The organism is Halomonas sp. MCCC 1A11062, from assembly GCF_021404355.1.
Classification (GTDB): domain Bacteria; phylum Pseudomonadota; class Gammaproteobacteria; order Pseudomonadales; family Halomonadaceae; genus Halomonas; species Halomonas aerodenitrificans.
This window is the reverse complement of sequence record NZ_JABFTW010000001.1, coordinates 361,786-383,252: the sequence shown is the minus strand read 5'-3', so window position 1 is coordinate 383,252 and position 21,467 is coordinate 361,786. Positions and strand designations below refer to the sequence as shown.

The 21,467-nt window shown below is 66.4% G+C and carries 17 protein-coding genes and 1 tRNA gene; 4 read left to right on the top strand and 14 right to left on the bottom strand.

Going from position 1 to position 21,467, the window contains the following annotated elements; all coding sequences use genetic code 11:
- The first annotated feature begins 11 nt into the window (after nucleotides 1-11).
- Nucleotides 12-107 (top strand) — tRNA-Sec (locus HOP58_RS01755).
- Nucleotides 108-133: 26 nt separating this feature from the next.
- Here HOP58_RS01755 and HOP58_RS01750 read toward each other — a convergent pair.
- The 6 genes from HOP58_RS01750 to HOP58_RS01725 form a co-directional block, all read right to left on the bottom strand.
- The gene (locus HOP58_RS01750; RefSeq protein WP_010625837.1) at nucleotides 134-793 is read right to left on the bottom strand and encodes a L,D-transpeptidase; all 660 of its coding nucleotides are present in this window, start codon (nucleotides 791-793) and stop codon (nucleotides 134-136) included.
- Nucleotides 794-1,076: 283 nt separating this feature from the next.
- Complete coding sequence (locus HOP58_RS01745) at nucleotides 1,077-1,322, bottom strand: formate dehydrogenase subunit delta (RefSeq protein ID WP_234259360.1); 246 nt, start codon at nucleotides 1,320-1,322, stop codon at nucleotides 1,077-1,079.
- A 7-nt stretch (nucleotides 1,323-1,329) separates the two neighbouring features.
- Nucleotides 1,330-2,154: a formate dehydrogenase accessory sulfurtransferase FdhD gene (gene fdhD, locus HOP58_RS01740; protein ID WP_234259359.1), complete on the bottom strand. Its 825-nt coding sequence runs from the start codon at nucleotides 2,152-2,154 to the stop codon at nucleotides 1,330-1,332.
- Entirely contained in the window at nucleotides 2,151-5,066 is a 2,916-nt protein-coding gene (fdhF, locus tag HOP58_RS01735; RefSeq protein ID WP_234259358.1) for a formate dehydrogenase subunit alpha, read from the bottom strand. Before fdhF ends, fdhD begins: the two co-directional genes overlap by 4 nt.
- Nucleotides 5,067-5,083: 17 nt before the next feature.
- Nucleotides 5,084-6,634 (bottom strand): NADH-quinone oxidoreductase subunit NuoF, encoded by a 1,551-nt coding sequence (locus HOP58_RS01730; RefSeq protein ID WP_234259357.1) that lies wholly within the window; start codon nucleotides 6,632-6,634, stop codon nucleotides 5,084-5,086.
- Nucleotides 6,634-7,131 carry a formate dehydrogenase subunit gamma gene (locus HOP58_RS01725; protein WP_010625842.1) on the bottom strand — a complete coding sequence of 166 codons (498 nt, stop codon included), beginning with the start codon at nucleotides 7,129-7,131 and terminating at the stop codon, nucleotides 6,634-6,636. The genes HOP58_RS01730 and HOP58_RS01725 overlap by 1 nt, the downstream gene beginning before the upstream one ends.
- Before the next feature lie 207 nt (nucleotides 7,132-7,338).
- On the opposite strand from HOP58_RS01725, the gene HOP58_RS01720 reads away from it, so the two are divergent.
- Nucleotides 7,339-8,412, top strand: coding sequence for a substrate-binding domain-containing protein (locus HOP58_RS01720; protein ID WP_010625843.1), 1,074 nt, complete (start codon nucleotides 7,339-7,341; stop codon nucleotides 8,410-8,412).
- Nucleotides 8,413-8,430: 18 nt separating this feature from the next.
- Here the strand turns inward: HOP58_RS01720 and HOP58_RS01715 are convergent, their stop codons facing one another.
- Nucleotides 8,431-9,537 carry a hybrid-cluster NAD(P)-dependent oxidoreductase gene (locus tag HOP58_RS01715; RefSeq protein WP_234259356.1) on the bottom strand — a complete coding sequence of 369 codons (1,107 nt, stop codon included), beginning with the start codon at nucleotides 9,535-9,537 and terminating at the stop codon, nucleotides 8,431-8,433.
- Nucleotides 9,538-9,866: 329 nt separating this feature from the next.
- Between HOP58_RS01715 and HOP58_RS01710 the strand changes: the two genes are divergently transcribed.
- The gene (locus HOP58_RS01710) at nucleotides 9,867-11,153 is read left to right on the top strand and encodes an aromatic ring-hydroxylating dioxygenase subunit alpha (RefSeq protein WP_234259355.1); all 1,287 of its coding nucleotides are present in this window, start codon (nucleotides 9,867-9,869) and stop codon (nucleotides 11,151-11,153) included.
- Between the two features lie 112 nt (nucleotides 11,154-11,265).
- Here HOP58_RS01710 and HOP58_RS01705 read toward each other — a convergent pair whose 3' ends face one another.
- Together HOP58_RS01705 and fdhA are read right to left on the bottom strand one after the other, a co-directional pair.
- On the bottom strand, nucleotides 11,266-11,505 hold the full coding sequence (locus HOP58_RS01705) for a hypothetical protein (protein WP_010625846.1): 240 nt from the start codon (nucleotides 11,503-11,505) through the stop codon (nucleotides 11,266-11,268).
- Nucleotides 11,506-11,666: 161 nt separating this feature from the next.
- Entirely contained in the window at nucleotides 11,667-12,860 is a 1,194-nt protein-coding gene (gene fdhA / locus HOP58_RS01700; protein ID WP_234259354.1) for a formaldehyde dehydrogenase, glutathione-independent, read from the bottom strand.
- A gap of 248 nt (nucleotides 12,861-13,108) precedes the next feature.
- On the opposite strand from fdhA, the gene HOP58_RS01695 reads away from it, so the two are divergent.
- Complete coding sequence (locus HOP58_RS01695; RefSeq protein ID WP_234259353.1) at nucleotides 13,109-14,683, top strand: BCCT family transporter; 1,575 nt, start codon at nucleotides 13,109-13,111, stop codon at nucleotides 14,681-14,683.
- A 13-nt stretch (nucleotides 14,684-14,696) separates the two neighbouring features.
- Here HOP58_RS01695 and HOP58_RS01690 read toward each other — a convergent pair whose 3' ends face one another.
- The 5 genes from HOP58_RS01690 to dgcA all read right to left on the bottom strand — a co-directional run bounded on the left by HOP58_RS01690 (nucleotide 14,697) and on the right by dgcA (nucleotide 21,462).
- Nucleotides 14,697-14,966 (bottom strand): hypothetical protein, encoded by a 270-nt coding sequence (locus HOP58_RS01690; protein WP_234259352.1) that lies wholly within the window; start codon nucleotides 14,964-14,966, stop codon nucleotides 14,697-14,699.
- Between the two features lie 115 nt (nucleotides 14,967-15,081).
- Complete coding sequence (locus HOP58_RS01685; RefSeq protein WP_234259351.1) at nucleotides 15,082-15,930, bottom strand: electron transfer flavoprotein subunit beta; 849 nt, start codon at nucleotides 15,928-15,930, stop codon at nucleotides 15,082-15,084.
- Nucleotides 15,920-17,212 carry an electron transfer flavoprotein subunit alpha/FixB family protein gene (locus HOP58_RS01680; RefSeq protein WP_191223559.1) on the bottom strand — a complete coding sequence of 431 codons (1,293 nt, stop codon included), beginning with the start codon at nucleotides 17,210-17,212 and terminating at the stop codon, nucleotides 15,920-15,922. Before HOP58_RS01680 ends, HOP58_RS01685 begins: the two co-directional genes overlap by 11 nt.
- Entirely contained in the window at nucleotides 17,209-19,233 is a 2,025-nt protein-coding gene (locus HOP58_RS01675) for a (Fe-S)-binding protein (protein ID WP_234259350.1), read from the bottom strand. Before HOP58_RS01675 ends, HOP58_RS01680 begins: the two co-directional genes overlap by 4 nt.
- Before the next feature lie 156 nt (nucleotides 19,234-19,389).
- Nucleotides 19,390-21,462 (bottom strand): dimethylglycine demethylation protein DgcA, encoded by a 2,073-nt coding sequence (dgcA, locus tag HOP58_RS01670; RefSeq protein WP_234259349.1) that lies wholly within the window; start codon nucleotides 21,460-21,462, stop codon nucleotides 19,390-19,392.
- Nucleotides 21,463-21,467 lie beyond the last annotated feature (5 nt).

Here is a 21,467-nt window from a genome sequence, read left to right as displayed (position 1 = left end):
GAACCGCTCAAGGAAGAGGATCGACCCCCGGTGGGGCGACTAGACTTCAAATCTAGTAGGGGCTGCCAGCGGTCCCTGGTGGGTTCGACTCCCACGCTCTTCCGCCAGCTCCCCCTATTGCACAAGACTTTGCCTAGCCCTTGATCACCACTCGTGTGCCGATGCGCAGCCACGGGTCGAGTGCACGAATCTCCTCGTTGCTGACCGCCACGCAGCCCTCGGTCCAGTCGAAGCTGCGATGGATCTCGGGGTCGCCCTGCCCCAGGCCATGAATCCCGATCAACCCGCCCAGCGCCGTGGTATGCGGTGCCCGGCCGTGGCGCGCCCGGTAGTTCTCGATGTGCCAGTACTCCTGCATGGTGATCTTGCCGCTGCGCAGCGCTTCTTCGGCGACTTGGGCATTGGGATAGTCGAAGCCGAAGAACAGGCCGAAGCGCGAGGCGCGGTTGATGCGGTCTACGCGGAACTCGCCGATCGGCGTCATCGAACTGCCCCTGGCGCGCAGCGGCGCCGCACCGCCGGCACCGAAGGCGAGGTGTTCGATGCGCTTGATCTCACGCTCGCCGCGCATCACCCGCACCCGGCGGTTGCGCAGATCGATGCTGAGCCAGACCTCGTCGGCGGTCAGCCCTTCGGGCTGCGCCACCGCGTCCAGCACCTGCCACAGCGTCGGCAGCTCCGGCATCACGCCATTGAGTGTATGAGAAGATTCGGGAATATTGGCCTGGGCCGTCGGCCCAAACGCGAAGAAGCCTGCCGTCATGGCGGCAGCCTGGAAGAATGCCCTGTTCATGAGCCCCTGCCCGTGCGTAGTGGAGTTATCGTCGACTCGAGCCGATCGAATTATTCGGACCCGCCATGGCCCGCGCCATGAGGATATGGCACGACTCCCTTCGAGGGGACGTCATCGCATGGAAGCCGGGGCAAAGATCCTGGACCGGGCCCTATCGGCCCGCTGTCGAGGTCGCCAACCGAACCATGAGACGCATGGGCCGAATATACCATAGGCACGCTAAGGCAAAAGAGGGGCTCGCCTCCTTTCGTTGAAAAAGCGCGGGAAAGACCGGTATCGGGCGTCAGGCGCTCGCCGAATGCGTCTCGCTCTGGCTCTGTGCCAGCCGCTCGATGGCCTGCCGGGCCAGGGGCGACAGCTCGCTGCCGTCCTGCTGGAGATAGTCGACGATCTGGCGTTTCATGCTGCGCGCCCAGAACTTCTTCAGATGGGTATACACGCGTTCGGCAGCGTCATCGCTGTAGTGGGCATTGTTGGCGGCGATCTGGTTCGCCATATGGATCAGGGTATCGAGCTGACTGCGGCTCATGGCGACTTCAACCTCCGCTGGCTTGAACGACCGGCACGGCTTCGCGTACCGGCTGATGATAGATGACGTGGCGCCCCGTGCGGGCGAAGCCGACCAGCAGCAGGCCGGCATGGCGCGCCTGCTCGATGGCGAGCGAGGTGGGAGCCGATACGGCGACGAGGCAGCCGATGCCGGCGCTGGCGCACTTCTGCACCATCTCGTAGCTGGCCCGGCTGGAGACCAGCGCAAAGCCGTCCCCCACCGATAGACGACGACTCAGCATCGCGCCGATCAGCTTGTCCAGGGCGTTGTGGCGACCGACGTCCTCGCGTGCCAGTTGGATCTGCCCGCCGAGGTCGCACCAGGCGGCGCCGTGGGTGGCGCCGGTTTCGCGCTGCAGCGGCTGGTGCCACTTCAGCGCCTCCAGTGCCTGCTGAATGGCAGCGTCGTCAATGGCCGGCGCTGCCACCCGGCCGATGGGACGGATCGCCTGCTCCAGCGACTCGGTACCGCACAACCCGCAGCCGGTACGACCGGCCAGACTGCGGCGGCGCTGCTTGAGCTCCATGAAGCGCTGAGTGGCGATCTCCAGATGCACGGCGATCCCTGCGGCCTCCTCCCGCACCTCGATGCCGTAGAGCTCATCCGGCGTGTGCAGGATGCCCTCGGTGAGGCTGAAGCCGAGGGCGAAGTCGTCGAGATCGTCCGGCGTGGCCATCATCACGGCATGTGAGATGCCGTTGTAGACCAGCGCCACCGCCGTCTCCACGGCGACGCTGTCCTCCAGCCGCTCGGCGCTGCCGGTCCGGCGCACGTCCACCGAAACCCGGCAGCGGCTGTGGTCGTCACTCATTCACGCGCTCCGCTGAGAGCCTCGCCCGCTTCGTCCTTGTTTCCACCGCGCAGCAGCTCGAGCTGCTGCCGGTCGAAGGTCTGGAACTGGCGCTGCCAGGCGGACGGCTGGCTGACCTTCTCGACCTGTACGGCGGTCACCTTGTACTCCGGACAGTTGGTCGCCCAGTCGGAGCTGTCGGTGGTGATCACGTTGGCCCCGCTGCCCGGATGGTGGAAGGTAGTGTAGACCACCCCCGGCGGCATGCGGTCGCTGATCCGCGCGCGCAGCACCGTCTGGCCGGCGCGGCTGGTGATGCCGACCCAGTCACCGTCGCGCACGCCGCGCAGCTCGGCGTCGGTCGGGTGCAGTTCGAGCACGTCTTCGTCGTGCCAGGCCTGGTTGTGGGTACGCCGGGTCTGGGCGCCGACGTTGTACTGGGAGAGGATGCGCCCGGTAGTCAGCAGCAGCGGGAAGCGGCGGTTGGAACGCTCTTCGCTGGCGATGTAATCGGTGATGGCGAACTGACCAAGGCCGATGGGGAAGTCCTCGACGTGCATGGTCGGCATGCCCTTCGGGTACGCTTCGTTGCACGGCCACTGGATGCTGCCCAGCTCGTCGAGCCGCGCGTAGCTGACCCCGGTGAAGCTCGGCGTGAGGCCGGCGATCTCGTCCATGATCTGCGACGGGTGGTCGTAGTGCATGGGGTAGCCCAGCGCATTGGCCAGATCCACGGTCACTTCCCAGTCCTGCTTGCCGGCCAGCGGCGGCATCACCTTGCGCACCCGATTGATGCGGCGCTCGGCGTTGGTGAAGGTACCGTCCTTCTCCAGGAACGAGGAGCCCGGCAGCAGCACGTGGGCGAACTTGGCCGTCTCGTTGAGGAAGATGTCCTGCACGATCAGGCACTCCAGCGAGCGCAGCGCCTGCTCGACGTGCTGGGTATTGGGGTCGGACTGGGCGATGTCCTCGCCCTGCACGTAGAGGGCCTTGAATTCGCCGGCCACGGCGGCATCGAACATGTTGGGGATGCGCAGCCCCGGCTCGTCGTCGATGGGCACGCCCCAGGCCGCCTCGAAGCGCTCACGCACGGCGGGGTCGCCGACGTGCTGGTAGCCCGGCAGCTCGTGGGGGAAGGAGCCCATGTCGCAGGAGCCCTGGACGTTGTTCTGCCCGCGCAGCGGGTTGACGCCCACCCCTTCGCGGCCGATGTTGCCGGTGGCCATGGCCAGGTTGGCGATGCCCATCACCATGCTCGAGCCCTGGCTGTGCTCGGTGACGCCGAGGCCGTAGTAGATCGCGCCGTTGGGCGCCTGGGCATAGGTGCGCGCGGCGCGGCGCACCTGCTCGGCGGGCACGCCGGTGATCGCCTCGACGTTCTCCGGCGCATGGCGCGGATCGAGGATGAACTCGCGCCAGGCCTGATAGCCCGCCGCGTCGCAGCGCTTGGCAATGAACTCGCGATCCTCGAGCCCCTCGCCGATCACCACATGGGCCAGGGCGTTGATCATCGCCACGTTGGTGCCGGGGCGCAGGGCGAGATGCTGGGCGCCGCGATGGTGCGGGGTCTTGAGCAGGTCGATGCGGCGCGGGTCGACGACGATCAGCTCGGCGCCCTGGCGCAGACGACGGCGCATCTGCGAGGCGAACACCGGGTGGGCGTCGGTGGGGTTGGCGCCGATGACCACGATCACGTCGGCTTTCATCACCGAATCGAAGGTCTGGGTGCCGGCGGACTCGCCCAGCGTCGTCTTGAGGCCGTAGCCGGTGGGCGAGTGACACACCCGGGCGCAGGTATCGGTGTTGTTGTTGCGGAAAGCCGCACGCACCAGCTTCTGCACCAGGTAGGTCTCCTCGTTGGTGCAGCGCGACGAGGTGATGCCACCGATGCTTTCGCGGCCGTACTTGGCCTGGATCGCCTTGAGCCGCTCGGCGGCGAAAGCGATCGCCTCCTCCCAGCTCACCTCGCGCCAGGGCTGGTCGATCGACTCGCGAATCATCGGCGTCTTCAGGCGGTCGGGGTGGGTGGCGTAGCCGAAGGCGAAGCGGCCCTTGACGCAAGAGTGGCCGTGGTTGGCGTCGCCGCCCTTGTACGGCACCATGCGCACCACCCGGTCGCCCTGCATCTCCGCCTTGAACGAGCAGCCTACGCCGCAGTAGGCGCAGGTGGTCACCACGCTGTGCTCCGGCTGGCCCTGCTCGATCACCGATTTTTCCATCAGCGTCGAGGTCGGGCAGGCCTGCACGCAGGCGCCGCAGGAGACGCACTCGGAATCCATGAACGCCTCGCTCTGGCCGGCGGCGACCTTGGACTCGAAGCCACGCCCCTCGATGGTCAGGGCGAAGGTGCCCTGTACCTCTTCACAGGCGCGCACGCAGCGCGAGCAGACGATGCACTTGCTGGGGTCGAAGCTGAAGTAGGGATTGGAGTCGTCGGTTTCGGCGTCCAGGTGATTCTCGCCGTCGAAGCCGTAGCGCACCTCGCGCAGCCCCACCGCACCGGCCATGTCCTGCAGTTCGCAGTTGCCGTTGGCCGGGCAGGTCAGGCAGTCCAGCGGGTGATCGGAGATGTAGAGCTCCATCACGTTGCGCCGCAGCTTGGCCAGACGCGCGTTCTGGGTGGTGACCTTCATGCCGGCCGCAACCGGCGTGGTGCAGGAGGCCGGCAGGCCGCGCCTGCCCTCGATCTGCACCGCGCACAGGCGGCAGGAGCCGAACGCCTCGAGGTTGTCCGAGGCGCACAGCTTGGGAATGTTGATGTCGGCCAGCGCCGCTGCGCGCAGCACCGAGGTGCCTTCGGGCACGGTGATCGCGACGCCGTCGATCTCGAGGCTGACCAGCGTCTCGGAGAGCCGCGCCGGGGTACCGTAGTCGCGCTCCGGCAAGAAGTGCTGGGGAACGGACGTCTGCTTGGGATCGTAATAGTTCAACATATCGGGCCTCCTCCCGCTCAATGCGGCTGCGCGTCGCGCTGCAGATCGTCGGGAAAGTGTTTCATCACGCTCTGCACGGGAAAGGGCGTCATGCCGCCCATGGCACAGAGTGAGCCGTCCACCATGGTCTCGCACAGGTCGGCGAGCAGTACGAGATTGGCCTCGCGACGCTCACCGGCACGGATGCGGTCGATCACCTCGACGCCGCGCACCGATCCGATGCGGCAAGGGGTGCACTTGCCGCACGACTCCACCGTGCAGAACTCCATGGCGAAGCGCGCCTGCTCGGCCATGTCCACCGTGTCGTCGAACATCACCACGCCGCCGTGGCCGAGTACCGCGCCGACCTCGGCGAAGGCCTCGTAGTCGAGCGGCAGGTCCCACTGGCTGTCGGGCAGATAGGCGCCCAGCGGGCCGCCCACCTGCACCGCACGCAGCGGTCGTCCGCTGAAGGTGCCGCCGCCGAACGCCTCCATCAGATGGCGCAGGGTGGTGCCGAAGGCGAGCTCCACCAGCCCGCCGCGCTGGACGTTGCCGGCCAGTTGCAGCGCCAGGGTGCCCCGCGAACGGCCCATGCCGTAGTCGGCGTACGCCTGCCCGCCGTCGCTGAGAATGAAGGGCACCGCCGCCAGCGACAGCACGTTGTTGACCACGGTGGGCTGACCGAACAGGCCTTCGATGGCCGGCAGCGGCGGCTTGAAGCGCACCATGCCGCGCTTGCCTTCGAGGCTTTCGAGCAGCGAGGTCTCTTCGCCGCAGATGTAGGCGCCGGCCCCCAGACGCACCTCGAGGTGGAACGTCCGGCCGCTGCCGAGGATGTCGCCACCGAGATAGCCGGCGGCCTCGGCGCGGGCGATGGCCTCATTGAAGATCTCCTGGGCCAGCGGATACTCCGAGCGCAGGTAGACGTAGCCTTGGGTGGCACCCACGGCGAGGCCGGCGATGGCCATGCCCTCGATCAACAGGTAAGGATCGCACTCCATCACCAGGCGGTCGGCGAAGGTGCCGGAGTCGCCCTCATCGGCATTGCAGACGATGTACTTCTGCGCGGCGGGAGCGTCGAGCACGGTCTGCCACTTGATGCCGGTAGGGAACGCCGCCCCGCCGCGACCGCGCAGGCCGGAGGTCTTGACCTCATCAACGATGGCCTGGGGAGCGAGGCCAAGTGCCCGGCGCAGGCCGCGGAAGCCGTCGTGGGCGCAATAGTCCTCCAGCGACAGCGGGTCGGTGACGCCGATGCGCGAAAAGGTTAGGCGCTGCTGGGCCTGAAGATAGGGAATCTCCTCGGCCGGCCCCTGGCACAGCGACGATGCCTCGCCACCTTCGAGCAAACCGGCATCGAACAGCCCGGCCACGTCCTCGGGGGCAACCGGCCCGTAGGCGATGCGCCCGGCAGCGGTCTCGACCTCGACCAGCGGCTCCAGCCAGAACAGCCCACGGGAGCCGTTGCGCACCAGTTCGATCTCGACGCCACGGGCCTCGGCCTCGGCCTCGATGCGCTGGGCGACCTCGTCGGCGCCCAGCGCCAGCGCGGTGGTCTCGCGGGGAACGAAGAGTCTCGTGGTCATCAGCTCACCTTCAGCACTTGGGTGGTCAGTTCATCGACCAGCCGGTCGAAGCGCTCGGGGGTGACCCGGGCCAGGATGCGATCGTCGACGCGCAGCGACGGGCCGCAGGCGCAGTTGCCCAGGCAGTAGACCGGCTCCAGGGTGATCTCGCGGTCGGCAGTGGTCTGGTGGTAGTCGATCCCCAGGGTGTCCCGCGCGTGCATTTCCAGCGCCCGTGAGCCCCGCGCCTGGCACGCCTCGGCGCGACAGATCTGCACCACGTGGCGCCCCGGCGGCGTGGTGCGGAAGTGATGGTAGAAACTGATCACGCCGTGCACCTCGGCCCGGGTGAGCTGCAGCGATTCGGCGATGAGCGGCACCGCCTCGCGCGGCACGTAGCCGCAGCGGTCCTGAATCGCGTGCAGGATGGGGAGCAGAGCGCCGGGCTTGTGCTTCAGGGCGTCGATCTCGTCCTGAATCAGTTGGGGCGTCCATGAAGGGAATGGGCTATTGAGCATGGCCTGGCCTCGAGGCGAACGTATGGAGCGCATCTTCTGGCGTCTTGCGTCGGTACGTTCGGAGCTGCTGGTTACGGTCTAGTTATGTACCACTTGTTTATGTACTACAGTGCATATATTGGATAAGGTGCCCGTAGCATCATTGATGGTGCGTATTTGTGAAGGTAGCAGTCCTGCTTGGGTTACGAAATATGAAAAACACATCATATGAAACGCATTAAAATCGAACCTGCCTGGTCCTTCACCGACGAGGCCGGCAACCGCCTGGATCCGCAGCTGTTCGGGCTGCTGCAGGGCATCCATCGCAGCGGCAAGCTGACCGAGGCTGCTGCCGAGGCCGGTATCTCCTACCGCCATGCCTGGAACCTGCTGAATAAATGGGCCACCTTCTTCGGTGCTGCCTTGGTGGAGATGCAGAAGGGCCGTGGCGCACGGCTCACCCCGCTGGGCGACAAGCTGCTGTGGGCACGCCAGCGGGTGGCCGCCCGGCTCGGACCGCAGCTGGAGAGCCTCGGCTCGGAACTCAATCTCGAGCTGCAGCAGCTGTTCGAGGGTGTCGAACCGGTGCTGCGCATGCACGCCAGCCACGGCTATGCAGTGGCGCTACTGCCCAGGTTCGCAAGCGACTTTCAGCTCGATCTGCAGTACTGCAGCCCCCAGGAGGCGCTGTCAGCGCTGAATCGAGGCGCCTGCGACGTGGCCGGCTACCACATGCCGACCTCGGCGACCCGGGGCCCGCTGATGCAGGGCTACCGCCGTCAGCTGCGGCCACGCAGTCACAGCATCATTCGCTTCATCACCCGCTGTCAGGGGCTGATGCTCGCGCCGGGCAATCCCAGGGGCCTGACCGGCCTGGCCGATCTAGTGCGCGAAGACGTACGCTTCATCAACCGCCAGCAGGCCTCCGGCACCCGGGCACTGCTCGACATCCTGCTGCGGGAGGCTGGCCTCTCGTCACAGCGTATCCGCGGCTTCGAACTGGAGGAGTACACCCACTCCGCCGTGGCCGCCTACATCGCCGCCGGCATGGCCGACGTCGGCTTCGGCGTCGAGGCCGCTGCGCGCCAGTTCGGCCTGGATTTCCTGCCGCTGGCCACCGAGCACTACCTGCTGCTGTGTCAGCGCCGGAGTCTGGCCGACCCCAGCGTCGTGCACCTGCTCGAGATGATCCGCAGCCAACCGTTCCAGGCGGCCGTCCGCGAGCTTCCCGGCTATTCGCTGGACCGCTGCGGCGAGGTGTGCGGCGTCGACGAGCTGTTTGGCGAGGCCCAGCACGGCTGAGCCTCGCCGGTGCCGTCGTCAGTAGTCGACCACCACGTTGCCCCGGGGCTTGCTGCAGCAGGAGAGGATGTAGCCCTCTTCGATGTCCTCGTCGGTGATGCCACCGTTGTGCTCCATGTCCACTTCACCGGACTTGAGCCCCACCCGGCAGGTGCCGCAGATGCCCATACCGCAAGCCTTGGGAATGTGCAGCCCCAGCTTGGCCGCCGCGGCATGCACCGTCTCGCCCGGCTGAATGCGTACGCTCTTGCCCGAGCCGACGAACTCGACGCTGAGCATGTCGGCGTAATCGATCTCCTCGGCCTCGGCCTCGGCTTGCTCGGCCAGCTCCAGCACCTCCTCGCGCACATCGAGCGGCGTGGCGCCGAAGGATTCCTCATGGTAGCGGCTCATGTCGAAGCCGTTATCGCGCAGAATGCGCTTGATCGCGTTCATGTACGGCGTAGGGCCGCAACAGAAGATCTCCCGCTCGAGGTAGTCGGGCGCCATCAGCTCGAGCATCGGCTGGGTCAAATACCCGCGATAGCCGGCCCAGGCCTCGCCGACGTCGTCCTTTTTCTCACAGACGATATGCAGTTTGAACTCGGGGATCCGCGAGAACATGTGCACCAGCTCGCGATGGTAGATGACATCGCGGGGGGCACGTGCACTGTGGATGAACTCGACGTCGACGTTGGCGTTGGTGTCGAAGAACCAGCGTGTCATCGACATCAGCGGCGTGATACCCACGCCACCGGAGAGGAACAGCACCTTGTCGGCGGGAAAGTCGATCGAATTGAAGTTGCCCACCGGGCCATGCACCGCCAGTTCGTCGCCGACCTTCAGGTTGTCGTGCAGCCAGTTGGAAACCTTACCGCCGGGCACCCGCTTGACGGTGATCGAGAAGCTGTAGGGAATCGACGGTGAACTGGAGATGGTGTAGGAGCGCATGATCGGTTCGCCTTCGATCTCCAGCTCCAGGGTCACGAACTGCCCCGGCTTGAAGAAGAACAGCACCGGCTGCTCGGCCATGAAGCAGAAGGTACGAACGTCCCAGGTTTCCTGGATCACCTTGACGCAACGCACCATGTGGCGGCCGTTGGTCCAGGTCTGGGTCGTGACGGGGTTGAGAAAGTTCATGGTCATGTCGAGTCGCCTGGCATTGATCAGCGTGGAAGGCTCCGACTGCGGAACACCGCCTGCCGTTGATCGAATTCTGCGTCAGCCGGCAAGCCCTCGACTTGCCTGACTGCGACACGAACGTACCCCTGGCTTCCACTTGGGGGGATTTTTCTGCACCCACTGGTCGCGACTGAACGCTTTCGGGTCGTCGGCAGACAACTGAACGACCTGAGGCTGATCCACACTCGCCGTATTCGTACTCGGCACCCAAGACAATTACCATGCCGCTCCCTGGCGAAAACCAACAATTCGACCGATGCCGCCACCGCGGCCAGCAATGAGGATGTCTCTCCATGGATCCGATCTCACCCACCACTCTGGACGATCCCCTGGACCCGGCGCGTGAAGCCGTCGTCGCGATGCTCGCCGAGCGCGAGCGCAACTTCTCGCTGCCCCAGGCGTTCTACAACGATGCCCGCCTGTTCGCCCTGGACATGCAGGAAATCTTCGGCAAGGAGTGGCTGTTCGCCGGCATGACCTGCGAGATTCCCGCCAAGGGCAATTACATGACCCTGCAGGTCGGCGACAACCCGGTGATCCTGGTACGCGGCGACGGCGGTACCATCCATGCGTTCCACAACGTCTGCCGTCATCGCGGCTCGCGGCTGTGCGTCAGCGACAAGGGCAAGGTGGCCAAGCTGGTCTGCCCCTACCATCAGTGGACGTATGAGCTCGACGGCCGCCTGCTGTTCGCCGGCAGCGACATGGGCGAGAACTTCGACCTGGGCAGTTATGGCCTGAAGCCGGTCCACGTGCGCACCGGCGGCGGTTTCATCTTCATCAGCCTGGCCGAGCAGCCGCCCGTCATCGACGACTTCCTGATCACCCTGGAGCACTATCTCGAGCCTTACGAGATGGGCAACCTCAAGGTCGCGGTGGAGTCGAACATCGTCGAGCAGGCCAACTGGAAGCTGGTCATCGAGAACAACCGCGAGTGCTACCACTGCAACGGCTCCCACCCGGAGCTGCTCAACTCGTTGCAGGAGTTCGACGACACCGACGATCCCCGCGCCACGCCCGCCTACAAGGCGCTGGTGGCGAAGAAGCAGTCCGACTGGGACGAGCAGCAGATTCCCTGGCAGCTCAAGCGCTTCGGCAAGCGCAACCGGCTGACCCGCACCCCGCTGCTGGATGGCGTGGTCTCGATGACCATGGACGGCAAGCCGGCCTGCGCCAAGCTGATGGGCCGCCTGACCAGCCCCGACATGGGCTCGCTGCGCATCCTGCACCTGCCCAACTCCTGGAACCACTTCATGGGCGACCACGCCATCGTGTTCCGCGTGCTGCCGCTGGGTCCGCAGGAGACCCTGGTGACCACCAAGTGGCTGGTACACAAGGATGCCGTGGAGGGCGTCGACTACCAGCCCGAGGAGATGCGCCGGGTATGGGACGCCACCAACGCCCAGGACAAGCGCCTGGCCGAGGAGAACCAGCGCGGCATCAACTCCAAGGCTTACCAGCCGGGCCCCTACTCCGAGACCTACGAGTTCGGCGTGATCGACTTCATCGACTGGTACAGCGAGCGGATGCAGGAGAACCTGGGCCACAGCGCCCCTCACCTGCAGGTGGTGAAGGGCTAGGCCCCACCTACTCCTCGTGACGTGAAACAAATCGCCCCCGGCCAAGGCCGGGGGCGATTTGTTTCACTCGGGTTCGATCAAATGCTGACAGCGGCGGGGCTCATGCCGCTGGCTAACCCGCGATTGGCCGCAGATGATTCACCAGCGCTTCGCGCACCTCGGGCAGCATGACGCCGGTCTGCGCCTCCAGCTCGGCGACCAGCGCCTCCAGACCGGGCACCTCCGACTCGGCCTGCCGCTGGGCGACAAGCCGGGCGCAGGTGTCGGGGTCGGCATCGGCAGGCAGGTCGATGCCCAGCGCCACCAGGCGCTGACGGAAGTCCTCCGCATCGATCAAGTCGGCGTACATCATCTCTCTCACCTCCCGCTACCGTCGTTCGCTCCTCTAGATTACCCGCTCGGCCGTCAGGCGGCCACGCTGCGCATGGGTCGAATAACGAAAATGGCTGGTCGCGCCGCTTACAAGGTGCGGCGTCGGCCAGCTCGGGTTACTCCTTACGTCACCAAGCTTACTTACGCAGCTACGCTGCCGTGGGGATCGATGACGAATTTCTTGGCCGCACCACCGTCGAAATCGGCATAGCCCTGTGGTGCCTGATCGAGCGAGATTATCTGCACGTTGACCGCGTCGGCGATCTTGACCTTCTCGAACAGGATCGCCTGCATCAGCGGGCGGTGATACTTCATTACCGGGCACTGGCCGGTATGGAAGGAGTGAGACTTGGCCCAGCCGAGGCCGAAGCGCATGCTCAGTGCACCCTGCTTGGCGGCGTCGTCCACGGCACCCGGATCCTCGGTCACGTAGAGGCCCGGGATGCCGATCTGGCCGCCGGCACGGGTCATCTGCATCGCCGAGTTGAGCACGGTGGCCGGCGCTTCCTTGCCGTGGTTGCAGCCACAGGCATGGGCCTCGAAGCCGACGCAGTCGACGAAGGCATCGACTTCGCGCTCGCCGAGGATCGCCTCGAGCTTGTCGGCCATGTCGCCGTCCTGGGTCAGGTCGATGGTTTCACAGCCGAAGCTGCGCGCCTGGGCCAGACGCTCCTCGATCATGTCGCCGACAATCACGCAGGCCGCCCCCAGCAGTTGGGCCGACGCCGCCGCCGCCAGCCCCACCGGGCCGGCACCGGCGATGTAGACGGTGCTGCCCGGCCCGACACCGGCCGTCACGCAGCCGTGGAAGCCGGTGGGGAAGATGTCGGAGAGCAGGGTCAGGTCGCGGATCTTCTCCATGGCCTGATCGGTGTCGGGGAACTTCAGCAGGTTGAAGTCGGCGTAGGGCACCATGACGTATTCGGTCTGGCCGCCGACCCAGCCGCCCATGTCGACGTAGCCGTAGGCGGCACCGGGGCGTGCCGGGTTGACGTTGAGACAGATCCCGGTCTTGCCTTCTTTGCAGTTGCGACAGCGCCCGCAGGCGATGTTGAAGGGCACCGAGACCAGGTCGCCCGGCTTGATGAATTCGACGTCGCGCCCGCACTCGACCACCAGGCCGGTGATCTCGTGGCCCAGCACCAGGCCGGCGGGCGCAGTGGTACGGCCGCGCACCATGTGCTGGTCGCTGCCACAGATATTGGTGGTGACCACCTTCAGGATCACACCGTGGTCGCATTTGCGATTGCCAAGGGCGAGTTCCGGATAGGGGATGGATTCGACATCGACCTTACCCGGGCCCTTGTAGACGACGCCTCGGTTGGCTTGGCTCATGGCTGGCTCCAGTGCTTTGTTGTCATGGGGCGGCACATTCCGCCGCTTCAGCCTATGCCCTCCACCAAGTGGCACTTGCCCCACAGAGACCTCCACTTGCCTGACCGAGACACGTCGCCGCGGTAATGAGCCAACGGATAGCTGGAGGTCGCTTTCACGACATACCCCTCGCCGCCCTGGCCCAACAATGATTCGCCCGGGAGCGCCTGCCGCTTGCGGATGCCAACAACAACATGCGAGGAATCCCCATGAAGCATGACGATGTGCCAATCCTCAAACCCGGGCAGGACAACGCCCAGGTGCTGGGGATGGACTTCCACCATCCCGTGTTCCCACTCTCGGCCCTGGCCATTCTGGCCTTCATCCTCTACGCCCTGATCTATCCCGATGCCGCCAACAGCCACCTCACCGCGGCCCGCGGCTTCTCCATCGAGTATTTCGACTGGCTGTTCATGATTGCCGGCAACCTCTTCGTGCTGCTGTGCCTGGCGCTGATCGTGATGCCGTTGGGGCGCATCCGTCTGGGCGGCAGTCAGGCCCGCCCCGAGTACTCGACTACCTCATGGTTCGCCATGCTGTTCGCCGCGGGCATGGGCATCGGCCTGATGTTCTGGAGCGTGGCCGAGCCGGTGGCCTACTACACCGACTGGTACGGCACCCCGCTCAATGCCGAGGCACACACCCCGGCCGGCGCCAGCGCGGCCATCGGCGCCACCATGTTCCACTGGGGCCTGCACCCCTGGGCGATCTACGGCGTGGTGGGCCTGTCGCTGGCCTTCTTCGCCTACAATCGCGGCCTGCCGCTGACCCTGCGCTCGGCCTTCACGCCGATCCTCGGTGAGCGGGTACGTGGCTGGTTCGGCCACATCATCGACATCGTCGCGGTACTGGCCACCATTTTCGGCCTGGCCACTTCGCTGGGCTTCGGTGCCTCCCAGGCGGCCGGCGGCCTCAACTACCTGTGGGGCGTGCCCAACACCATCGGCACCCAGTTGGCGATCATCGTGGTGGTTACCGCCGTGGCCCTGTTCTCGGTGTGGCGCGGTATCGACGGCGGTGTGAAGCTGTTCTCCAAGATCAACATGATGCTTGCCCTGGGCCTGCTCACCTTCGTGATTATCACCGGCGGTGTGCTGCTGTTCGTCAACAACCTGTGGCACACCACCTTCGCCTACGTCAGCCACGTCGTGCCGCTCTCCAACTGGATCGGTCGCGACGACACCACCTGGTACCACGGCTGGACCGTGTTCTACTGGGCCTGGTGGATCTCCTGGTCGCCCTTCGTCGGCATGTTCATCGCGCGGGTCTCCCGCGGGCGTACGGTACGTGAGTTCCTGATCGCCGTGCTGCTGGTGCCGACCCTGGTCACGCTGGTGTGGATGAGCGCCTTCGGCGGCACCGCCCTGACTCAGTCGGCGGCCGGTGTGGGCGCCCTGGCCGACGGCATCAGCGACGTCTCGCTGGCGATGTTCCAGATGCTCGAGCACCTGCCGTTGACCACCCTGACCTCCAGTCTGGCGATCCTGCTGGTACTGATCTTCTTCATCACCTCGTCGGATTCCGGCTCGCTGGTGATCGACAACATCACCGCCGGCGGCAAGACCGATGCGCCCCGCGGCCAGCGCGTGTTCTGGGCGGTTCTGGAAGGCGTGATCGCCGGCATCCTGCTGTACGGCGGCGGCAGCACCGCACTGGGCGCCCTGCAGGCCGGCGCCGTGGCCACCGGGCTGCCCTTCACCCTGGTACTGCTGGGCATGGCTTACTGCCTGGTCAAGGGGCTGAGGGAAGAGCAGCGTGGACTGGCGGTCGCCAAGCCGGCCTGATACACCATCGACCTCACGCAAGAAGCCACCACGCGACCCCGGCCTTGGCCGGGGTCTTCTTGTTGGAGACGACCACACGCCAGGCAGCAGGCAGCAGGCAGCAGGCAGCAGGCAGCAGGCAGCAGGCAGCAGGCAGCAGGCAGCAGGCAGCAGGCAGCAGGCAGCAGGCAGCAGGCAGCAGGCAGCAGGCAGCAGGCAGCACCAGGAGACCAACCCGTTGGTCGGTGTCGCAAGCAGTGCAAGCAACTAGCGCCGGAGCGATGCCATCGTGCGTGCCGCTCATCGTGTGCATTGCCTGCATCGCGAAAATAATACCGGCGCCCCAAACGCAACGACCCCGGCCAGGGCCGGGGTCGTCGTGTTGGTTGGTGCGTTATTCGTGGGTGCGTTATCGACAGCTAGCGCAGAACGCCCTCATCCTTGAGCAGCTTGAAGATCGCCTCGGCGCCCTGCTCGGGGGTCACGTCGGTCAACACCTGGCCGCTGCCGCCTTCGGCCTTGGCCGCGGCGGCCTTGAAGCGATCCCGGGCCGAGGCCGCCTTGACGATCTTGAGCCGCTTGGGGCGCTTGCGGGCCGGGGTCACGTTCCACTCCGGCTGAGCCTCGTCCCACTCGACCGCTGCCGACTCGGCCTCGATCTCACCGCGCTGGGCCGGACCGAAGGCGCTCTGGCGGGCCGCGGCGGCGGCAGCGTCGACAGTGACGATGGCCGGCAGCCGCACCTGAAGCCGGCGGCGCTGGCCGCGAGGCAGAGCCTGGAGCAGGGTGGCCACGCCATTCTCGATCTTCTCCACGGCGGCCAGGCCACCGACCAACGGCCAACCAAGACGCTCGGCCAGCAGGTAGGGCAGCATGCCGGAGCCTTCGCCCTGCTCGGCGCGCTCGCCGGCGATCACCAGTTGCGGCCGTGATTCATTCAGGCTGTCGACCAGCGCGGGGATAACGTCGGCGCCGGGCAGCTGCTCGATCAGGGTCAAGGCGGGGAAACCCATGCCCAGATAGCCACGCATGGCACTCTCGCTCTCCTCGTCGAGCGCGCCGGCGTGCAGCAGGGAGATGCGCGCCCCAGCGAGGGACAGGGCCAGCTCCACGCCGCGGGCGTCCTGATCGGCGCGCCGGGCGCGCCCGGTCACGGGGTGGCGGCCCACGGAGACCAGCACTGCTACCTCGAGTGCACCATCTTGCTGAGCACTAGTCGCTTGTACACCTGTATTTCGCGCTCCAGTCGTCTGGGCATCAGGCCGCATCGCGCTTCTCCTCTCGTTGCCGTTGGACCATCTCGACCAGCGCCGCGAGTATGCTCGCCGAGTCGCCAATCACCGCCAGGTCGGCGCGCTTGATCATGTCGCACCCCGGATCGAGGTTGATGGCCACCACCTTGTCGCAGCTCTGGATGCCCTGCAGGTGCTGAATGGCACCGCTGATGCCCACCGCCACGTAGACCCGCGCGGTGACCCAGGTCCCGGTGGCGCCCACCTGACGATGGCGCGGCATGAAGCCATCGTCCACCGCCACCCGCGAGGCACCTTCGGTCGCTCCCAATACCTCGGCGGCCTGATGGAAGCCATCCCAGTCCTTGACGCCGTTGCCGGCGGAAAGAATGAACTCGGCCTCGGAGAGCGCTACGCCGGCCGGGTCGACGGCCACCTGGCCCAGGTCCTCGATGCGCCCTAGCAGGGGCGGCAGCGGCTGCGACAAGGCCAGCGGACGGGCCGCATGGCGGGTCTCGGAAACGGGTTCGGCACATTCGGCCAGTGCCAGTACCACACGCGGCAGGGCGCGCTGGATATCGCTGGTACCGGCAGCACCGCGCCCGGTACAGCGCCAGCCCAGCGCGCAGGTAGCGTCCCGTTCGACCTGCCAGACGCCGGCGGCAGGCCGTTCGCCAAGGCGCGCCGCCAGGCGCCGCCCCAGGTCGGCGCCGCCCAGCTTGGAGTCGGGCAACAGCCAGTGACGCGGGGCAAACTCGCCGTCGACGGCGGTGAGTGCCGCCAGGCGTGCCTCCGGCGCGTAGCCGTCGATGTCATCGCCCTCCAGCACGAGCAGCCGATCGATGCCGGCTTCGCCATACCCTTCGACATCCGCCTGGCCAAAGACCACTGCCAGCACGGCACCCGGCCGCTCACCATCGGCATCGGCCAGCTGCCGGGCCAGGCCCAGCAGGTCGCGGTCGTGGCTGGAGAGACGCCCGCCGGGCAGGTCCGGAACCACCGCGACCAGGAAGTCCGGGGCCTCGATGATGACCTGCCGCCGTTCGTCGGCGGCCTTGCTACCGGCACTGGCACCACGTCCCGCAGCAGCAGCCTGCTGGACACCGCTGCGGTCGATGCGCTTGATACCGTTGGGCCCGATGAAGCCGACCGCATGGGGATTCTTGCGGATCACGCCGTTGGGGCCCATCCACTCCGTCGCCGCCATGCCATGCCCGGCACTCTGGCCAAGCTCGGCCAGCACCCGTTCGTGCTCGGGATGCAGGCGGTTGCGGGCGATCCACTCGCGGCGCGGATCGCGACGCACGATCTCGCTCATGACGTGACCTCCTTCATTACGGGGCGGGTACCGGAGGCAGACTGCGGGGGGCGAGCGCTATCGCTGCTGCCACCGGAGCCAGCAGGGCGCTCCACCAGGGCATCGGCCACCAGCTCGGCGATGTCGCGCACCTCGGCGGTGGCATCGACCACCCCCTCGAGCATGGCGGTGCACTGCGGGCAGCCTACCGCCACCAGCTCGGCGCCGGTCTCCTTGACGTCATTCATGCGCATGTCGGGAATCCGCTGCTTGCCCGGGATGTCGGTGATCGGCGCGCCGCCGCCACCGCCACAGCAGCGCGAGCGGAATCCCGAACGCTGCATCTCGGCCACTTCGATGCCCAGCGCCTTGAGCACGTTGCGTGGTGCTTCGTATTCGCCGTTGTAGCGGCCCAGGTAGCAGGGGTCGTGATAGGTGACGCGGCCGCCCTTCCAGGGCGCGAAGTGCAGCCGGCCCGCCTCGAACAGCTCGGCGATGTAGGTACTGTGGTGGCGCACAACATACTTGCCGCCCAGCTCGCCGTACTCGTTCTTGAGGACATGGAAACTGTGCGGGTCGCAGGTGACGATGCACTGGAAGCGGTACTGCGACAGCGTCGCGATGTTGCGCTTGGCCAGCGACTGGAAGGTCGCCTCGTCGCCCAGGCGGCGCGCCACGTCGCCGCTGTCGCGCTCCTCGTTACCGAGCACGGCAAAATCGACGCCAGCCGCACGCAGCACCTTCACCAGCGCCCTGAGCGTGCGCTGATTGCGCATGTCGAAGACCCCGTCGCCCAGCCACAGCAGCACGTCGACCTGCCCCAGGTCGCGTATCAGCGGCAGGTTGAGGTCCGCCGCCCAGTGCATGCGCGAGCCGGGATCGAAGCCGCCGGGGTTGTCGGTGGCGATCAGGTTGTCGAGCACCTCGGCGCCCTTGCCCGGGGTATTGCCATGTTCCAGGGTCAGGAAGCGACGCATGTCGACGATGGCATCGACGTGCTCGATCATCATCGGGCACTCCTCGACGCAGGCGCGACAGGTGGTGCACGACCACAGCGTCTCGGCATCGACAAGGGCTTTCCCCTCACGAGCGACGATAGGGCCATTGGGAGTGCCGGTATGCTCGCCCACCGGCTTGCCCGGATAGGGCGAGCCGGCATAGTGGGCATCGCTGCCGCCGGCCATGCCGACGACCATGTCCTGGATCAGCTTCTTGGGGTTGAGCGGCTGACCGGCGGCGAAGGCCGGGCACATCGCCTCGCAGCGTCCGCACTGCACGCAGGCATCGAAGCCGAGCAGCTGGTTCCAGGTGAAGTCGCTGGGCGTCTCGACGCCCAGCGGCGCCTTGGCGTCGTCCAGGTTCAGCGCCTTGAGGCCGGTGGAGCGGTTGCCCTCGCCCCCTTTCGTGGAAAAACGCTCGGGGCGGCGATGGAAGGCCAGATGCAGGGCGCCGGCGAAGGCGTGCTTCATCGGCCCGCCCCAGGTCATGCCGAAGAACATTTCGCCCAGGCCCCACACCAGCACCGCGACCAGCGCCAGGGCGAGGATCACGCTACCCGTTCCGGCAGGCAGGATGCCCAGCGTCGGCAGGGTGAGCAGGAACACGCTCACCGAGAACGCCATCAGGCTCTTCGGCAGGCGCATCCAGGGCCCCTTGGAGAGCCGCGCCGGCGGATTGCGCCGCCGTTTGGCGACGAACAAACTGCCGACGAACATGGCGGCGCTGGCCAGCAGCAGCAGCCCGCCGAGGATTGGCCCCATGCTTTCTGAAGAGCCGAGCCCCAGGCCATGTACCAGGATCATCAGCACGGCCGCCGCGACGAAACCGCCGGCGGTGGCTACGTGGGTGTTGGACATGACCTTGTCACGTGCCACCACATGGTGCAGATCGACCAGGTAGCGCCGCGGCATGGCGGCGAGCCCGCGCAGCAGATCGACCCGGGCGGGTCGACCCTGGCGCCACAGGCGAATGCGCCGCACGGCGCCGATCACGGCCAGCGCCAGGGCGGAGAAGATTAGTATTGGCAGCAGGGTCTCGAGCATCTCGCTCACCTCGCAGGCTAGAAATGATGGCTCGACGCAGGGGTGGGAAGGGGAGCCGGCGTCGCGCCCTTAGCATTCGCCCGAGCCGAGGCGCTGCGACGCGGTCCTGTCGAAGGAACTCGACTCCACTTTCTCCTTACCCGAGCGCAATAGCTTTCAAAGGTCTTTACACAGCCGCAGGGCGTCATAAATTGCCGCATGCGTATTGCGCGGCGCGGTGCAATCGCCCAGGCGGAACAGCAGGTAACCCTCGCCCTGCTCGCTCAAACAGGGCTGCGCCTTGGCGGCGTAGAGCGCCTCGAGATCCACCTGGCCGCGGTTGCGCGAGCGCTCCTTCAGCGCGTAGTAGAGCGCCTCGTCGGGGCGTACGCCGTTCTCCACCACCACCTGATCGACCACTCGCTCCTCCATGGCGCCGGTGTACTCGTTCTCGAGCACCGCCACCAGGGCGTCGCCCTCGCGGTAGACCTTGTGCAGCATCAGGTCGGAGGTCATGATCACCTCCTTCTCGTAGAGACTGCGGTAGTAGGTCGGGAAGGTGGTGCCGCCCACCGCCGCGCCGGGCTTGATGTCGTCGGTGACGATCTCGACCTTGGCTCCCTTGTCGGCCAGATAATCCGCCGCCGAAACGCCGGAGAACTCGCAGATGGAGTCGTAGATCAGCACGTTCTTGCCCGGCGCAACCTTGCCGGAGAGTACGTCCCAGGTGCTGACCACCAGGCTCTCCTCGGGGTTCTCCGAGTAGCCCCACTCCGGGTACTGGCTGAGGAAGGGCTGGCCGCCGGTGGCCAATACCACGACGTCCGGGCGCAGGTCCTCGATGGTGGCCTCGTCGGCGCGGGTGCCGAGGCGCAGGTCCACCTTGAGGCGTGCCAGCTCCAGCTGATACCAGCGGGTGATACCGGCGATCTGGTCACGCTGCGGCGCCTGAGCGGCGATGGTGATCTGGCCACCGAGCTGATCCGCGGCTTCGAACAGGGTCACGTCGTGGCCGCGTTCGGCGGCGACACGAGCCGCTTCCATACCGCCGGGGCCACCGCCTACTACCACCACCTTGCGCTTCGGCCCCTCGGTCTTCTCGATGATGTGCGGCAGGCCCATGTACTCCCGCGAGGTCGCGGCGTTCTGGATGCACAGCACGTCGAGGCCCTGATACTGGCGGTCGATGCAGTAGTTGGCACCCACGCACTGCTTGATCTGGTCGATCTGGCCCATCTTGATCTTGGCGATCAGGTGCGGGTCGGCGATGTGCGCCCGGGTCATGCCCACCAGGTCGACGTAGCCCCCTTCGAGGATACGCTGGGCCTGGTTGGGATCCTTGATGTTCTGGGCATGGATCACCGGCACCTTGACCACTTCCTTGATGCCCGCCGCCAGGTGCAGGAAGGGCTCCGGCGGGAAGGACATGTTGGGAATGACGTTGGCCAGGGTGTTGTGGGTATCGCAGCCGGAGCCGATCACGCCGAAGAAATCCACCTGATCGGTGGCGTCGTAATAGGCGGCGATCTGCTTCATGTCCTCGTGGGTCAGGCCGTCCGGATGGAACTCGTCGCCGCAGATGCGCATGCCGACGACGAAGTCGTCGCCCACCTCGGCACGCACCGCCTTGAGCACCTCCATGCCGAAGCGCATGCGGTTCTCGAAGCTGCCGCCCCACTGGTCGGTACGCTTGTTGACCCGCGGACTCCAGAACTGGTCGATCAGGTGCTGGTGCACCGCGGAGAGCTCGACGCCGTCAAGACCGCCCTCCTTGGCCCGCCGCGCGGCCTGGGCGTAGTCGCCGATGATGCGCCAGATCTCCTCCTCCTCGATGGTCTTGCAGGTGGAGCGATGCACCGGCTCGCGAATGCCGGAGGGCGACACCAGAGTCGGCCAGTCGAAGCCGTCCCAACGCGAGCGACGCCCCATGTGGGTGATCTGGATCATGATCTTGCCGCCGTGCTTGTGCACGGCATCGGCGAGATTCTGGAAGTACTGGATGATGCGGTCAGTGGACAGGTTCACCGAGCTCCACCAGCCCTGGGGGCTGTCGATGGAGACGACGGAGGAGCCGCCACAGATGCACAGGCCACAGCCGCCCTTGGCCTTCTCCTCGTAGTACTTGACGTAGCGCTCGGTGGTCATGCCGCCGTCGGTGGCATGCACCTCGGCGTGGGCGGTGCTGACCACGCGATTGCGGATGGTCAGCTTGCCGATCTGGATCGGCTCGAAGATCGCGTCGAATGCCATGGAAA

Coding starts and splice junctions, on each gene's coding strand:
- HOP58_RS01750 (WP_010625837.1), bottom strand. CDS start 793: ATGAACAGGGCATTCTTCCAGGCTGCCGCCATGACGGCAGGCTTCTTC.
- HOP58_RS01745 (WP_234259360.1), bottom strand. CDS start 1,322: ATGAGCCGCAGTCAGCTCGATACCCTGATCCATATGGCGAACCAGATC.
- fdhD (WP_234259359.1), bottom strand. CDS start 2,154: ATGAGTGACGACCACAGCCGCTGCCGGGTTTCGGTGGACGTGCGCCGG.
- fdhF (WP_234259358.1), bottom strand. CDS start 5,066: ATGTTGAACTATTACGATCCCAAGCAGACGTCCGTTCCCCAGCACTTC.
- HOP58_RS01730 (WP_234259357.1), bottom strand. CDS start 6,634: ATGACCACGAGACTCTTCGTTCCCCGCGAGACCACCGCGCTGGCGCTG.
- HOP58_RS01725 (WP_010625842.1), bottom strand. CDS start 7,131: ATGCTCAATAGCCCATTCCCTTCATGGACGCCCCAACTGATTCAGGAC.
- HOP58_RS01720 (WP_010625843.1), top strand. CDS start 7,339: ATGAAACGCATTAAAATCGAACCTGCCTGGTCCTTCACCGACGAGGCC.
- HOP58_RS01715 (WP_234259356.1), bottom strand. CDS start 9,537: ATGACCATGAACTTTCTCAACCCCGTCACGACCCAGACCTGGACCAAC.
- HOP58_RS01710 (WP_234259355.1), top strand. CDS start 9,867: ATGGATCCGATCTCACCCACCACTCTGGACGATCCCCTGGACCCGGCG.
- HOP58_RS01705 (WP_010625846.1), bottom strand. CDS start 11,505: ATGATGTACGCCGACTTGATCGATGCGGAGGACTTCCGTCAGCGCCTG.
- fdhA (WP_234259354.1), bottom strand. CDS start 12,860: ATGAGCCAAGCCAACCGAGGCGTCGTCTACAAGGGCCCGGGTAAGGTC.
- HOP58_RS01695 (WP_234259353.1), top strand. CDS start 13,109: ATGAAGCATGACGATGTGCCAATCCTCAAACCCGGGCAGGACAACGCC.
- HOP58_RS01690 (WP_234259352.1), bottom strand. CDS start 14,966: ATGAGCGGCACGCACGATGGCATCGCTCCGGCGCTAGTTGCTTGCACT.
- HOP58_RS01685 (WP_234259351.1), bottom strand. CDS start 15,930: ATGCGGCCTGATGCCCAGACGACTGGAGCGCGAAATACAGGTGTACAA.
- HOP58_RS01680 (WP_191223559.1), bottom strand. CDS start 17,212: ATGAGCGAGATCGTGCGTCGCGATCCGCGCCGCGAGTGGATCGCCCGC.
- HOP58_RS01675 (WP_234259350.1), bottom strand. CDS start 19,233: ATGCTCGAGACCCTGCTGCCAATACTAATCTTCTCCGCCCTGGCGCTG.
- dgcA (WP_234259349.1), bottom strand. CDS start 21,462: ATGGCATTCGACGCGATCTTCGAGCCGATCCAGATCGGCAAGCTGACC.